Source organism: Actinomadura atramentaria DSM 43919, assembly GCF_000381885.1.
GTDB lineage: Bacteria > Actinomycetota > Actinomycetes > Streptosporangiales > Streptosporangiaceae > Spirillospora > Spirillospora atramentaria.
In genome coordinates this window covers 1-13,064 of sequence record NZ_KB907209.1, presented here as the reverse complement: position 1 = coordinate 13,064, position 13,064 = coordinate 1, and the positions used below count along the sequence as shown (strand labels likewise).

General features: G+C 73.5%; 17 protein-coding genes. 11 read left to right on the top strand and 6 right to left on the bottom strand.

Going from position 1 to position 13,064, the window contains the following annotated elements; translation table 11 throughout:
* The first annotated feature begins 101 nt into the window (after positions 1–101).
* From G339_RS0104000 to G339_RS0103985, 4 genes are read left to right on the top strand one after another with little or no spacing between them, the layout of a single operon-like run.
* A complete protein-coding gene (locus G339_RS0104000) occupies positions 102–848 on the top strand; it encodes a PIG-L deacetylase family protein (RefSeq protein ID WP_026341108.1) in 747 nt (248 codons plus the stop codon).
* Positions 845–1,558 (top strand): 4-carboxy-4-hydroxy-2-oxoadipate aldolase/oxaloacetate decarboxylase, encoded by a 714-nt coding sequence (locus G339_RS0103995; protein ID WP_019629786.1) that lies wholly within the window; start codon positions 845–847, stop codon positions 1,556–1,558. Before G339_RS0104000 ends, G339_RS0103995 begins: the two co-directional genes overlap by 4 nt.
* Positions 1,555–2,637, top strand: a complete 1,083-nt coding sequence (locus G339_RS0103990) for a 4-oxalomesaconate tautomerase (RefSeq protein ID WP_019629785.1) — start codon at positions 1,555–1,557, stop codon at positions 2,635–2,637. The genes G339_RS0103995 and G339_RS0103990 overlap by 4 nt, the downstream gene beginning before the upstream one ends.
* The gene (locus G339_RS0103985) at positions 2,634–3,599 is read left to right on the top strand and encodes a catechol 2,3-dioxygenase (RefSeq protein ID WP_019629784.1); all 966 of its coding nucleotides are present in this window, start codon (positions 2,634–2,636) and stop codon (positions 3,597–3,599) included. Before G339_RS0103990 ends, G339_RS0103985 begins: the two co-directional genes overlap by 4 nt.
* 5 nt (positions 3,600–3,604) lie before the next feature.
* Here the strand turns inward: G339_RS0103985 and G339_RS0103980 are convergent, their stop codons facing one another.
* Positions 3,605–4,252 carry a GntR family transcriptional regulator gene (locus tag G339_RS0103980; protein ID WP_019629783.1) on the bottom strand — a complete coding sequence of 216 codons (648 nt, stop codon included), beginning with the start codon at positions 4,250–4,252 and terminating at the stop codon, positions 3,605–3,607.
* A gap of 53 nt (positions 4,253–4,305) precedes the next feature.
* Here G339_RS0103980 and G339_RS0103975 point away from each other — a divergent pair, with 53 nt between their 5' ends.
* The 4 genes from G339_RS0103975 to G339_RS0103960 are packed head-to-tail and all read left to right on the top strand — an operon-like array spanning position 4,306 to position 8,150.
* Entirely contained in the window at positions 4,306–5,103 is a 798-nt protein-coding gene (locus G339_RS0103975; protein ID WP_019629782.1) for a DUF1932 domain-containing protein, read from the top strand.
* Entirely contained in the window at positions 5,100–6,053 is a 954-nt protein-coding gene (locus G339_RS0103970) for a TAXI family TRAP transporter solute-binding subunit (RefSeq protein ID WP_019629781.1), read from the top strand. The genes G339_RS0103975 and G339_RS0103970 overlap by 4 nt, the downstream gene beginning before the upstream one ends.
* Position 6,054: 1 nt before the next feature.
* Positions 6,055–7,056, top strand: coding sequence for a hypothetical protein (locus G339_RS0103965; RefSeq protein WP_019629780.1), 1,002 nt, complete (start codon positions 6,055–6,057; stop codon positions 7,054–7,056).
* Positions 7,053–8,150 carry an alcohol dehydrogenase catalytic domain-containing protein gene (locus G339_RS0103960; protein ID WP_019629779.1) on the top strand — a complete coding sequence of 366 codons (1,098 nt, stop codon included), beginning with the start codon at positions 7,053–7,055 and terminating at the stop codon, positions 8,148–8,150. The genes G339_RS0103965 and G339_RS0103960 overlap by 4 nt, the downstream gene beginning before the upstream one ends.
* Positions 8,151–8,199: 49 nt before the next feature.
* Here G339_RS0103960 and G339_RS40805 read toward each other — a convergent pair whose 3' ends face one another.
* Positions 8,200–8,637: a hypothetical protein gene (locus G339_RS40805; RefSeq protein WP_026341107.1), complete on the bottom strand. Its 438-nt coding sequence runs from the start codon at positions 8,635–8,637 to the stop codon at positions 8,200–8,202.
* Positions 8,638–9,160: 523 nt separating this feature from the next.
* Here G339_RS40805 and G339_RS0103950 point away from each other — a divergent pair.
* Positions 9,161–10,456, top strand: a complete 1,296-nt coding sequence (locus tag G339_RS0103950) for a cytochrome P450 (RefSeq protein WP_019629778.1) — start codon at positions 9,161–9,163, stop codon at positions 10,454–10,456.
* 45 nt (positions 10,457–10,501) lie between these two features.
* Here the strand turns inward: G339_RS0103950 and G339_RS0103945 are convergent, their stop codons facing one another.
* The 4 genes from G339_RS0103945 to G339_RS40800 all read right to left on the bottom strand — a co-directional run bounded on the left by G339_RS0103945 (position 10,502) and on the right by G339_RS40800 (position 11,841).
* A complete protein-coding gene (locus G339_RS0103945; RefSeq protein WP_019629777.1) occupies positions 10,502–10,699 on the bottom strand; it encodes a helix-turn-helix domain-containing protein in 198 nt (65 codons plus the stop codon).
* Positions 10,700–10,739: 40 nt separating this feature from the next.
* A complete protein-coding gene (locus tag G339_RS0103940) occupies positions 10,740–10,949 on the bottom strand; it encodes a hypothetical protein (protein ID WP_019629776.1) in 210 nt (69 codons plus the stop codon).
* 104 nt (positions 10,950–11,053) lie between these two features.
* Entirely contained in the window at positions 11,054–11,656 is a 603-nt protein-coding gene (locus G339_RS32475; protein WP_157407340.1) for a hypothetical protein, read from the bottom strand.
* Between the two features lie 62 nt (positions 11,657–11,718).
* Complete coding sequence (locus tag G339_RS40800; protein ID WP_276203758.1) at positions 11,719–11,841, bottom strand: hypothetical protein; 123 nt, start codon at positions 11,839–11,841, stop codon at positions 11,719–11,721.
* A 256-nt stretch (positions 11,842–12,097) separates the two neighbouring features.
* On the opposite strand from G339_RS40800, the gene G339_RS0103925 reads away from it, so the two are divergent.
* Positions 12,098–12,880 carry a helix-turn-helix domain-containing protein gene (locus tag G339_RS0103925; RefSeq protein ID WP_019629773.1) on the top strand — a complete coding sequence of 261 codons (783 nt, stop codon included), beginning with the start codon at positions 12,098–12,100 and terminating at the stop codon, positions 12,878–12,880.
* Positions 12,871–13,056 carry a DUF397 domain-containing protein gene (locus tag G339_RS0103920; RefSeq protein WP_019629772.1) on the top strand — a complete coding sequence of 62 codons (186 nt, stop codon included), beginning with the start codon at positions 12,871–12,873 and terminating at the stop codon, positions 13,054–13,056. The genes G339_RS0103925 and G339_RS0103920 overlap by 10 nt, the downstream gene beginning before the upstream one ends.
* Positions 13,057–13,064 lie beyond the last annotated feature (8 nt).

The following is a 13,064-nucleotide window of genomic DNA, read 5'->3' as shown; positions in this document are numbered from 1 at the left end:
CGAGACTCTAACCGCTCAGCCGGATCACATACAAGATTGTTGACAATCTCGCTCACAAGTTACAGGATCACCGGCAGCCGACCGAGAACAGAGAGGTGCAGATGGACACCACGACGAACGCGTCCGCCCGCTCCCTGCTGGTGATCAGCGCCCACGCGGGCGACTTCGTCTGGCGCGCGGGCGGCGCCATCGCGCTGGCCGCCGAGCGCGGCGAGCGCGCGAAGGTCCTGTGCCTGAGCTACGGCGAGCGCGGCGAGTCCGCCCGCGCCTGGCGCGAGGGCCGCGGCCTGGACGAGATCAAGGCCCTGCGCCGCGCGGAGGCCGAGAGCGCCGCCGCCGCGCTCGGCGCGGAGATCGAGTTCCTGGACGCCGGGGACTACCCGCTGCGCGAGACGCCCGAGCTGGTGGACCGCATCGTCCGCGTGTACCGCGCGTTCGACCCGGACGTCGTCCTCACCCACACGCTGACCGACCCGTACAACGGCGACCACCCCGCCGCCGCCCGCATGGCGCTCCAGGCGCGCGTCCTCGCGCAGGCGATCGGCTACGACGCCCCCGGCGAGCCGCTCGGCGCGCCGCCGGTGTTCTTCTTCGAGCCGCACCAGCCCGAGCAGTGCGACTTCCGGCCGGACGTGCTGCTGGACATCACGTCCGTCTTCGACCGCAAGCGCGCCGCGATGGAGTGCCTGCCCGCGCAGCAGCACATGTGGGACTACTACACCGACCTCGCGCGGCGGCGCGGCGTGCAGCTCAAGCGCAACGCCGGGCCGAACCTGGGTCTGCCGCACGCGACGATGGGCGAGGCGTTCGTCCGGCTGTACCCGCAGGTCACCGGGGAGCTGTCGTGAGGAACGTCGTCGTCACCGACCCGCCGCGCGCCGACGCGGCGGCCGTGGACGCGCTCGCGGGGTTCGGCGTGGCGACCGTCCACGAGGCGATCGGCCGCACCGGGCTGCTGGACCCGCGCGTCCGCCCGGTCCACCTGGGTTCGCGGATCGGCGGGACGGCCGTGACGGTCCTGTGCTGGCCCGGCGACAACCTGATGATCCACGTGGCGGTCGAGCAGTGCCGCCCCGGCGACGTCCTGGTCGTCACGACGAACTCGCCGTCCACCGACGGCCTGTTCGGCGAGCTGTTCGCCACCGCGCTCCAGCGCCGGGGCGTGCGCGGCCTGATCACCGACGCGGGCGTCCGCGACGTCGCGGAGCTGCACGAGATGGGCTTCCCGGTGTGGTCGGCGGCCGTCAGCGCGCAGGGCAGCGTGAAGGCCACCGGCGGTTCGGTGAACGTGCCGGTCGTCGTGGCCGGGCGCGCGGTGCGGCCGGGCGACGCGATCGTCGCGGACGACGACGGCGTGCTGTGCGTCCCCCGCGAGACCGTCCGCACCGCCGTGACCGCCGCGCAGGCCCGCGTCGACAAGGAAGAGGCGTCCCGCGCCGCCTTCCGCGCGGGCGAGCTCGGCCTGGACCGCTACGGCCTGCGCGAACGCCTCCCGGACTTCGGCATCGAGTACGTCACCGCCGACGAGTACGCCCGCCGCTCAGGGGAGCCGACATGACCGGCGTCCCCTGCATGCTGATGCGCGGCGGCACGTCCAAGGGCGCGTACTTCCTGGCGGACGACCTGCCCGCCGACCCGGCCGAGCGCGACGACCTGCTGCTGCGGATCATGGGCACGCCCGACCCCCGCCAGATCGACGGGATCGGCGGCGCGCACCCGCTGACCAGCAAGGTCGCCGTCGTCTCCCCGGCCGCCGCGCCCGGCGCGGACGTGGACTACCTGTTCCTCCAGGTCGGCGTGGACGAGCCGACCGTCTCGGACCGCCAGAACTGCGGCAACCTGCTCGCCGGGGTCGGCCCGTTCGCGGTCGAGCGCGGCCTGGTCGCGGCGGCGGACGGCGAGACGTCCGTGCGGATCAGGATGCTCAACTCCGGCAGCGTCGCGACCGCGCGGTTCCCGACGCCGGGCGGCCGCGTCGAGTACGCGGGCGCGACGGCCGTCTCCGGCGTGCCCGGGACGGCCGCGCGGATCGTCCTGGACTTCGCCGGGACCGAGGGCTCGGCGGGCGGCGGCCTGCTGCCGACCGGCCGGGTCCGCGACGAGATCGACGGGATCGCCGTGACGTGCGTGGACAACGGCATGCCGGTCGTCGTCGCGGAGGCGTCGTCGTTCGGCCTGACCGGCTACGAGTCCCCGGCCGAACTCGCCGCCGTCCGCGACCGCGTGCAGGCGCTCCGGCTCCGCGCCGGACACCTGATGGGCCTCGGGGACGTCGCGGACGCGTCCGTCCCGAAGACGACGCTGCTCGCGCCGCCGCGCGCGGGCGGGACGGTCTGCACCCGCACGTTCATCCCCGTCCGCCCGCACGACGCGATCGGCGTGCTCGGCGCGGTGAGCGTCGCGACGGCGCTGCTGCTGCCCGGCGCGGTCGGCCGCGGGCTGGCGGAGCTGCCGCCGCCCGGCGCGCCGTTCGACGTCGAGCACCCCACGGGCGTCCTCCAGGTGGAAGTGGACCTGGCCGACCCCGGCCCGGACGGCGCGGTGCGCGTGCTGCGCTCCAGCGTCGTCCGCACCGCCCGCAAGCTCTTCGACGGCGCCGTTTTCGCGGGGCCGCCCCGCCCCCGGAGGACCCCGTGACCGACGAGCACACGCACGAGATCGCCCACGTCGCGCACGTGGAGCTGCTGACGCCCGAGCCGGAGAAGAGCCTGTGGTTCTTCACCGAGGTGATGGGCCTGACCGAGAACGGGTCGGACGGCGACTCGGTCTACCTGCGCACGTGGGACGACTACGAGCACCACACCCTCAAGCTCACCGCGCACAGCACGTCCGGGATCAGGCGGACGGGCCTGCGCGCGTCGAGCGCCGCCGCGCTGGAGCGCCGCGTCCGGGCGATCGAGGCGGCCGGACTCGGCGTCGGCTGGCGCGACGGCGACCCCGGACTCGGCCCGACGTACGTCTTCCGCGACCCCGACGGCCACGAGCTGGAGATCTACTGGGAGAGCGAGTGGTACGACGCGCCCCCGGAGCTGAAGCCGTCGCTGAAGAACCAGGCGCAGGCGTACCCGGGCCGGGGCGTGTGCGTGCGCCGCCTGGACCACGTCAACTTCCTCGCCGCCGAGGTCGAGGGCAGCACCGAGTTCCTGCGCGACGTCCTCGGCGCGCGCCCCACCGAGCAGATCCGCCTCGACGACGGGACGATCGCGGGCCGCTGGCTCACCTTCACCAACAAGTCCTACGACCTCGTCTACACGCGCGACCGCACGGGCTCGCACGGCCGCCTGCACCACATCGCGTTCGCCGCCGACACCCGCGAGGACATCCTCCGCGCCGCCGACATCTTCCTGGACAAGGGCGTCTTCATCGAGACGGGCCCGCACAAGCACGCCATCCAGCAGACGTTCTTCCTGTACGTCTACGAGCCGGGCGGTAACCGGATCGAGCTGTGCAACCCGGGCACGCGGCTCGTCCTCGCGCCGGACTGGCGGACGATCACCTGGACCGAGGCCGAGCGCGCCAAGGGCCAGGCGTGGGGCCTCCAGACGATCGAGTCGTTCCACACGCACGGCACGCCGCCGGTCCCGCTGGGGGACGCGTGACCGCGCTACACCAGCCGCAGGCCGGGGTCGTCGCCGATCTCCGTCAGCGCCGCGATGACGCTCGCGAGGTGCGCGCGCATCGCGGCCTCGGCCGCCGCCGGGTCGCCGCCGCACACCGCGTCGATGATCGCCAGGTGCTCGGGCAGCCCGACCGCCGGGCGGCCCGGCTGCATGGCGAGCCGGAACCGGTGCCGGACGTTCTGCGCGCGCAGCCGCTCCAGCACCGCCGCCGCCGTCCCCTGCCCGCCGATCTCCCGGACGCGCAGGTGCAGCAGGTGGTTGGACCGCGAGTACCCGATCAGGTCGGACGCGGCGACCTCGCGCCGCATGGCGTCCCCGAGCGCCCGCAGTTCGGCCCGCTGGTCGGCGTCGATCCGCTCGGCGGCCTTCGCCGCGCAAAGCCCCTCGACGACCATGCGGACCTCGCAGATCTCGACGGCCTCGGCCAGGGACACCGCGCGGACCCGCGCGCCCCGGTTGGCGACCCGCTCGACCAGGCCCTCGCCGGTCAGCTCGACCAGCGCGGACCGCACGGCGGCGCGCGGCGCGCCGAACCGCGCGGACAGGTCGGCCTCGACCAGCCGCTGGTCGGGCGCGAACTCGCCCCGGATGATCGCCTCGCGGATCAGTTCCGCGACCGGCTGGTCCGCCACGTCCCACCGCCTTTTGTGAACAATTTTGTTCACAACCTTACCGGAGGTGCCGCGTGACGGAGAACCCCCGCCCGGTCGTCGCCGTCCTCGGCCTCGGGGAGGCGGGCGGCGCGTTCGCCGCCGACCTCGCCGCGGCCGGCGCGGACGTCCGAGGCTACGACCCCGCCGTCCCCGCGTCCGGCGGAATCCGGCGGGCCCGCGACGAGGCCGACGCCGCGACCGGCGCGGACCTGGTCCTCAGCGTCAACCTGTCCGCCGCCGCCGAGGACGCGCTGCGCGCCGGGATCGGCGCGCTCGGCCCCGGCGCGGTCTGGGCCGACCTCAACACCGCGTCGCCGGAGAAGAAGGAGCGCCTCGCCGCGCTCGCCCGCGACCACGGCTCGCCGTTCGCCGACGTCGCCATCATGGCCCCGGTCCCCGGCCGGGGCCTGCGGGTGCCGATGCTGGCCAGCGGCGACGGCGCGGCGGCGGCCTCGCGCGTGCTGCGCTCGCTCGGCGCGTCCGTCGAGGAGCTGCCCGGCCCGGCCGGGCTCGCCGCGACCCGCAAGCTGCTGCGCAGCGTGTTCTTCAAGGGCATGTCCGCCGCGATCGTCGAGGCGCTGGCGGCGGCGCGCGCGGCGGGCCACGAGGCGACGCTGCGCGCCGACATCGCCGCCGAACTGGCCCGCGCGGACGCCGCCACCCTCGACCGCGTCGTCACCGGGACCCACCGGCACGCGCGCCGCCGCGCCGACGAGATGGCGGCGGCGGCCGAGATGCTGCATACCCTCGGTGTCCCGAACGGCATGGCCGCCGCCGCCCGTGACCTGCACGAACGCCTAGCCCAGTCCCCGACCGAGGAGAGCCCATGAAACCCGTCGATCTGCGCATCCTGTGCCCGGGCGGCAACTGGATGAACGTGGGCGGCCTGGTGGCCCACGGGCTGCACGGCCTGCCGCCCGGCTCCACCGCCGCCGCGATCACCGGCACCCCGCACGCCGCGCTGGCGCTGCGCGGCCCCGAGCTGGTCGCGGACGGCGAGTACCACGTCGGCATCGTCACCCCGGCCTGGCATCTCGCGCTCGCCGTCGAGGGCCGCGAGATCGTGGACCGGCCGCTGCCGCTGCGCTCCATCGCGACGTTCGCGCACGACGACCAGCTCGTCATCGCCGCCCGCAAGGAGTCCGGCATCACCTCGCTGCGCGACATCGCCGAGCGCCGCGCGCCGCTGAAGATCTCCATGCCGACGCGCGAGTCCGGCCACCCCGCCGCCGTCGTCCTGGACGCGATCTTCGCCGAGTACGGCTTCTCCCGCGAGGACGTCGAGAGCTGGGGCGGCGCGATCCTCGCGGACCGCCCCCGCTACCCCAACCTGCCCGACTCGGTCCCGGCCGACCCGTCCTTCGACGTCGTCTGCGACGAGGCCGTCATGACCTGGCGGTGGAAGCGCCTCAGCACCGAGTACGACCTGACGTACCTGCCCATCGACCGGGCCGTCCTCGACCGTCTCGCCGAGCACGGCACCAAGTCGGGCGCGCTGCGCGCCGGGCGGCTGCGCGGCGTCGCCGAGGACGTCCCGACCGTCGACTTCTCGGGCTGGGCCATGTACTGCCGCGAGGACCTGCCCGACGAGGTCGTCTACGAGGTCGTCCGCTCCATCGACGAGCAGAAGGCCCACATCTCCGGCCGCTTCACCGGCCCCACCGCCGCGATGACGAGCCCGGTGGACCTGCGGGACCTGTGCCACGAGCCGCCCGTCCCGCTGCACCCCGGCGCGGCTGCTTACTACCGCGACCACGGTTACCTCGACCAGGAGGACTGACATGGGAATCGTCCACGAGCACTTCGGCTCGTTCCCCTTCGACCGCGCGCCGATCGTCCTGGAGCGCGACGAGGAACTGCTCCTCGCCGAGCCCGCGCCGGGCCGCCAGCAGCTCCGCGACCACCCGATGGTCGAGGCGGTGTACTTCAACCCCGAGTACGTCGAGCAGCCCCTGACCTCCCCGCGCGGCGTCTACGAGGGCGAGGTCCTGCGCCTTGAGTGGCAGACGATGGGCAACGAGCACCGCCAGGGCTTCTACCACCGCAACACCGACGTGGACGAGATGTCGTTCCAGGTCTACGGCGAGCGCACGCTGATGACCGAGAACGGCTCGATCGTCCACAGCCCCGGCGACTTCTCGAACATCCCGGTCGGCGTCGCGCACGACAACTACGGCCTGCGCGAGGACATCCACATCCTGTTCTACGTCCCCGCGGGCGTCGAGGAGCTGCTGCCGCCGACGCGCACCGCCGAGTACACCGAGACCCCGTACCCGGGCTTCAAGCCGGGCATCACGAACGAGATGGTCACCGACGAGCTGGGCGGCCGGGGCCACGACGTCGTCATGGCCCGCGCCGACGAGCGGCTGCTGCTCGCCAAGGCGCAGCACTCCGGCGAGCGCATCCGGCTCGTCCGCCCCGCCGACGAGCCCGGCACCACGTGGCTGTACCGCTCGCCGAACATCCTCATCGGCCGGACGTACGCCGCCGCCGACGACGGCCGCGTCTACCTGCGCCACCGCGACGCGCACGAGATCCAGTACCAGATCAGCGGCCGGCGCACCCTCGTCACGCAGCGCGGGACGCTGGACGTGGAGCCCGGCGACTTCCTGTGCGTGCCGCGCGGCCTGGCGTTCACGAGCCTGCACGGCGAGCCGAGCGCGCACATCCGCGTCGTCTGCGACCGCGCCGTCCCGCGCATCTCGGACGCGACGAAGACCGCGCGCCCGTCCTCGGCGGCCGAGGTCGCCGAGCTGCGGGCGAAGATCGGAACGCTCCGATGACGCTGATGACCGCCGTCCGCGCCCACGACACCTCGGGGGAGCTGCGGGTCGAGCGGATTCCGGTGCCCGAGCCCGGCCCCGGCGACGTGCTGGTGCGCGTCGCCGCCGCCGGGCTCACCCCGGTGATCCTCAAGCACCTGCGGCGCGGCGCGTTCGGGCACCTCCCGGCGACGCCGGGCCACGAGATCGCCGGGACGGTCGAGGCGGTCGGCCCCGGCGCGAACCCGGCGCTCGTCGGGGCGCGCGTCCGCGTCCACCCGATGCTGTCGTGCGGCGCGTGCCGGTCCTGCCGCACCGACCGCGAGCAGATGTGCCCGCGCGCCGCGATGATCGGCAGCGGCGGGCACGGGGACGCGTCGGAGCTGTACGCGCGGTACCACGACGGGGGGTTCGCCGAGTTCGTCCGCGTCCCGGCCGCGCAGGTGGACGCGCTGCCGGACGCGGTCGGCTTCGAGGTCGGCGCGAAGGTCCACGACTTCGCCAACGCCGTCCGCGCGCTCAAGGGCGCGGCGCTCGGCGGCGGCGGGACGCTGGTCGTCACGGCCGCGACGGGCACGATGGGCACCGCCACGGCCGCGCTCGCGCGGTTCTTCGGCGCGGACCGCCTGGTCCTCGTCGCGCGCTCCGCCGACCGGCTCGCCGCCGTCGCGCCGCTCGCGGGCCCGCTGCCCGTCGAGACCGTCGCGCTGGACGACCTCGGCCGCGACTGGGCCGCCAGGGACGGCCTGACGCGCCGCCTGCGCGACCTGGTCCCGGACGGCCCCGACGCCGTCGTGGACTACCTCCCGCAGGGTCCGGGCACCGCCCAGGCCGCCGCCTCGCTGGCGACCGGCGGGACGTTCGTCCACATGGGCGGCAACACCGAGACGCTGCCGTTCCCGATCCGCGTGGTCATGCGCAACTGCTGGCGGATCGTCGGCACGCGCGGCTGCACCCGCTCCGACACCGACGCCGTCCTGGACATCCTCGGGCGCGGCGAGGTCCGGGCCGACGAGCTGGTCACCCACCGGTACCCGCTCGCGGAGATCACGGCGGCGCTGGACGCGGCGGACCGCCGCGCCGAGCCGATGTGGATGACCGTTCTACATCCGTGACCCGGCGTCGTCACGGCGGCGCGGTGCCGTGACGACGCCGTCCCCGGCGCTAGAAGTCGTCGTCCTCGGTGAAGTCGTTGAACTCGTACTCGACGTTGGTGACGTTGACGATCTGCTGCGGCTCGTCGTCGTCCAGCATCTCGTTGATCAGCGCGCCGCCGACCAGGCCCGCCGCGCCCGCCGCCGCGACGCCGCCCCAGCCGGGGCCGCGCCGCCGCTGCTCGTGCCCGTGCCCGTGGTCGTGCTCGTAACCCGGCTGCGCGTAGCCCGGCTGCCCGTAACCCGGCTGCCCGTAGCCCTGCTGCTCGTACCCCGGCTGCCCGTACGGCTGCGGATACCCCGGCTGCGCGACGGCCTGCTGCTGGAACGCCGCCCACCGCTGCGCGCACGGCGGGCACGCCGCGACGTGCCGGGCCGCGCCCCACTGCGGCGTCCACAGGACGTTCTGCACGCCCGGACCGTGCGCCGCGTCGAAGAAACACGTCACCGGAAACCTCCCATAAGCATCGTTGACCCGACCCCGCGAAACCCTAGCCGAGCTACTACACGCGTAATAGAAACTTCCGCGAGATCGCCCGAGCGGGGAGCGGAGGAAGGCGGCGACACGCCCGGCGGCCCCGCCGCCGAACCGGTGGCGCGGCCCGTCCGCCGCCCGCCGACTTGGACGCCCGTCCGCCGCCCGCGCGGCGAAGCAGCGCCGCCGCCCGCGCGCCCGGCGGCGTCGGCTCCCCCGCCGCGCCGATCCCCCGTACCATCCGAACGTGACGAATACCGCAGAATAAGTCTGACCAGATAGGACGTACAGCAACATGCCGCCCGGCGAAGCAGGCACCGACCTCGCTACGCTCGACGGCACGCATCCGCCCCACGCGGTTCCCACCGCCGACGAGTCGACGGCGACCCGCCCGTCCCCGAGAACGCTCATGGCCCCCACCCGACCCCAGCGCACCCGCCCCCTTCTCCCCCGTCGGCGAACGCGGCTGCGTTCCTTCACAAACGAGTCATCGCACGTGTCCCTCCGCTCCGCCCTCACGAACCGGCTCGTACGCCGGTATCTCCGACGTCTCCAGAACAAGCGGTCCATCCTCGACCCGGCGTCGCTGGCCGCGCTGCCCGAGGCGGCGCTGCTGCCGCTGCGCCGCGACGGCGTCGACCCGCTGCCCGCAATGGACGAGCTGCGCGGGCGCGCGCCCGTCTCCCGGCTGCCGATCCCGGGCGTGCGCGTCTGGCTCGTCAGCGGCCACGAGGAGGCCCGGCAGGTCCTCAGCGACGTGAAGTCGTTCAGCAACGAGTTCACCAACCTCGCCGCCGCCGCCGGGCTCGACGCCGACCACCAACCCGGCGGGCTGGGCTTCCGCGACCCGCCCGACCACACCCGGCTGCGCCGCCTGCTGACGCCCGAGTTCACGATGCGGCGGCTCAACCGCATCCAGCCGCGCATCCACGAGATCGTCGCCGAGCAGTTGACGCGGCTGTCCGAGGCCGCCGACACCACCGGCGTCGTGGACTTCGTCGAGCACTTCGCCACGCCGGTGCCGACGTTCGTCATCTGCGAGCTGCTCGGCGTCCCGTACGAGGAGCGCGGCGCGTTCCAGGAGTTCTCCGCGAGCCGGTTCGACGTCCTCGGCGGCATCTCCGGCTCGTTCGGCGCGATCTCCCACTCGCACGACTACCTCGGCGGCGTCATCGCGCGGCAGCGCGACAAGCCCGGGGAGGGGCTGCTCGGCGGCATCATCCGCGACCACGGCGACGAGATCGACGACGAGGAGCTGATCGGCCTCGCCGACGGCGTCCTGACCGGCGGCCTGGAGTCGTCCGCGAGCATGCTCGCGCTCGGGACGCTGGTGCTGCTGCGCGACCGCGAGCACTTCGAGGCGCTGCGCGACGCGGCGGACCCGGGTCCGGTCGCGGCGGCGCTGGTCGAGGAGCTGCTGCGGCACCTCAGCGTCGTCCAGACGGCGTTCCCGCGGTTCGCGCGCGCGGACACCGAGGTCGGGGACGTGACGATCGGCAAGGGCGACATCGTCGTGGTCTCGCTGAACGCCGCGAACCGCGACGCGCGCCTCGGGCCGGACATGAACGCGTTCGACCCGTCGCGCACGCCGAGTTCGCCGCACCTGGCCTTCGGCTACGGAATCCACCGCTGCGTGGGCGCGGAACTGGCCCGGGTCGAACTGCGCGCGGCGTTCCCGGACCTGGCGGCCCGCTATCCGAACCTCCGCCTGGCCACGGACCCGGAGAAGCTGGAATTCCGGAAACTCTCCATCGTCCACGGAGTGACGGAACTTCCGGTCCAGCTCAACTGACGAGAATGTCCCGCGCTGACCCCAGGGGATCAGCGCGGGACCGGCTCATTCGTCGGCGGGAAACGCGAGCATCGCGCGAATCCGCTCGGCGGGGTAGCGGCGCATCCCGGACGGCAGCGCGATCACCGGCAGCAGCCCCTCGTTCGCCCACCGGATGACGGTCCCGGGGCTGACGCCGAACATCCCGGCGACCTCCCGCGTCGACAGCAGCTCCGGGACCGGCTCCCGCCCGATCCGCTTCACCGGCCCGTCCGTCCGACGAGCGGGCCTCGCTGCGGAGGTGTCACCCGGCACTCCCTTCCTCGGGGACGCGCCGTTCGCGTCCCGACGTCCCGGCCGGGTGCGCCCCGCCCCCTCCACGGGACGCACCCGGCGTTCCCCGGCCGGGCGGCGGCCCGGCCGACTCCTCGACCCGCCGCTCCGCGCGGCTGATCGCGATCGTGAGTTCCTCGACGGTCGCGGCCTCGACGACGACCGTCTCGCGCGTGAACAAGGCCCAAGCGGTAAAGGTGCGCCGGTAACACCCCCAGACGACGACCCACCCGGGCGCGTTGCCCTCGGCCCACCGAGCCTGCTCAGCAGGCGGCACCACCGCCGTCAGCCCCCCGGCGACAACACCCGAACGACAGCGGCGGCGACAGCGGGAAGGTCGTCAACGGCCCCGATGTCATCCCCCCAAGACCACACGAACACGAACCCGCCCCCGGACGCCCGACACCGGACGTCCTCCGCGAGCCGGGCGCACCCGAGGTTCACGACCCGCAGATACGGATCGGGATACGCGGCCCCCGCCACAACGCGGCACACGAACCGCTCCCGCCCGAGAAGAAGGCCGCGCAGCGCCTCGAGATGAAGCCGCTCGGCCTCCAGATCCCGCACCCGCGACGGGCTCTGCTCGGCCTCCAGCGCTCCCGCGCCTCCCCGCCCGTCCCCGGCGCGGCTCCCGGCCCGGACGGCGGCACGATCGGCGACACGGTCGGCGGCACGGTCGGCGCTCCCCCGCCCCGCCGCGTACGCCGCCGCCCCGCCCCGCCGGACGTACCGCCCGGCCTTGTCGTCCTCCAACGCCATGAGCGCGGCCAGTTCGGCGCGGTCCCGAGCGACGACGACGTACAACAGCCCCGCGACTTCCTCGTCCCGAGTCAACGGCCGCACAAGCCGACACGACCACGTCCCGTCCGAGGAAGCGGTCGGCTCCAACCACCGCCCGCCCCCGGCGCCGCCGCCCGGCGGCACCGACGCTCCGCCCCGCGTGCCCCCCATCAGAACTCCCCCGCCCGACGCCCCTCCAGGCCGCCGAGCCCGCCCAGCCGCCGCGCGGCCCGCGCCCGCGCGCCCGCCAGGACGCCGACGAGTTCCCGCCCCGCACCCCGCACCCGACCCATATCGAACACACGTTCACACACGCGCTCGATGGTCTTGACATCGCCCCGCACTCGTGTGATGGCATTTGGTCTGGTGAGACGGGCGGACCGTTCTGAAATGATCACCGAACCCCTCCGATCTGACGGCGGATTTCCCCGAACACCTTCCATCTAGCCACCGTTCGGCGTAGCGTGACAGCCAAGTGACACAGCGCAAGGATGCCAGTTCCGCGCTACTTGCATCCTGCTTGCAATGCAACCCCCCGGAGGTTCCACAATGGTCGCGCACAAGATCGTCCCGGCTCTCAAGTCGTTCGGCTCGTACGTCCGCCAGATGCGGAAGGCGGCGGACATGACCTTGCAGGAGGTCGCGGACCTGGTCCATGTCTCGCGCAGTTACGTCGGCCAGGTGGAGGCGGGCGACACCCGCTGTCGGCGCGATTTCGCGGAACGTCTCGACAAAGCCCTCGAAGCGGACGGAAAAATCGTCCGGAAGTGGGACAATCTCCTCACCGACGCGGGCTACCCCGAGTACTTCCTCGACTTCACCCACGCCGAGGACGCCGCCAACCTCCTCCGCGCGTGGGTGGCCGACCGCGTCTACGGCCTGTTCCAGACCGAGGCGTACGCCCGCGTCCTGCTCATCACCGACCAGGCGGTCCGCAACCGCATGGCGCGGCAGGAGATCATCGACCGCGAGAACGGCCCCCTGATCTGCGTGATCATGGACGAGTCCGTCCTCCACCGCCAGGTCGGCACGCGGGAGGTGATGCGCGCCCAGATCGAGCACCTGATCGAGCTGTCCCGGCACGATAGGGTGCATCTCCAGATCGCCCCGACCGCCTACTACCGCGACGTGACGAGTTCGTTCACGATCGCGACCCAGCCCGACCGCTCCGAGGTCCTGTACGAGAGCAAGGCCATCGACGGCGTCGTCTCGACCAAGGCGAGCGATCTGGCCAAGGTGGGCGAGGCGTTCCTGACGCTCCAGGCCCGCGCCCTCAACATCGAGGACTCGCTGGCCTTCATGAGGAAGGTGTTGGAGGAGAAGTGGACCTGACCGACGCGACCTGGCGCAAGGCGACCCGCAGCAGCGAAAAGGGCGACGACTGCGTGGAGGTAGCCAACGCCCCGGGCACCGTGGCCATCCGCGACAGCAAAAACCCGGACGGCCCCAAGCTCCTCATCCCCCGCCCCGCCTACACCAACTTCACCACCGCCATCAAAAACCTCTAGCCCACCCC

What these genes read in the sequence shown, in the direction of transcription:
- G339_RS0103990 (WP_019629785.1), top strand. Translation starts at nt 1,555, where the DNA reads ATGACCGGCGTCCCCTGCATGCTGATGCGCGGCGGCACGTCCAAGGGC.
- G339_RS40800 (WP_276203758.1), bottom strand. Translation starts at nt 11,841, where the DNA reads ATGGGTCGGGTGCGGGGTGCGGGGCGGGAACTCGTCGGCGTCCTGGCG.
- G339_RS0103925 (WP_019629773.1), top strand. Translation starts at nt 12,098, where the DNA reads ATGGTCGCGCACAAGATCGTCCCGGCTCTCAAGTCGTTCGGCTCGTAC.
- G339_RS0103960 (WP_019629779.1), top strand. Translation starts at nt 7,053, where the DNA reads ATGACGCTGATGACCGCCGTCCGCGCCCACGACACCTCGGGGGAGCTG.
- G339_RS0103970 (WP_019629781.1), top strand. Translation starts at nt 5,100, where the DNA reads ATGAAACCCGTCGATCTGCGCATCCTGTGCCCGGGCGGCAACTGGATG.
- G339_RS0104000 (WP_026341108.1), top strand. Translation starts at nt 102, where the DNA reads ATGGACACCACGACGAACGCGTCCGCCCGCTCCCTGCTGGTGATCAGC.
- G339_RS0103965 (WP_019629780.1), top strand. Translation starts at nt 6,055, where the DNA reads ATGGGAATCGTCCACGAGCACTTCGGCTCGTTCCCCTTCGACCGCGCG.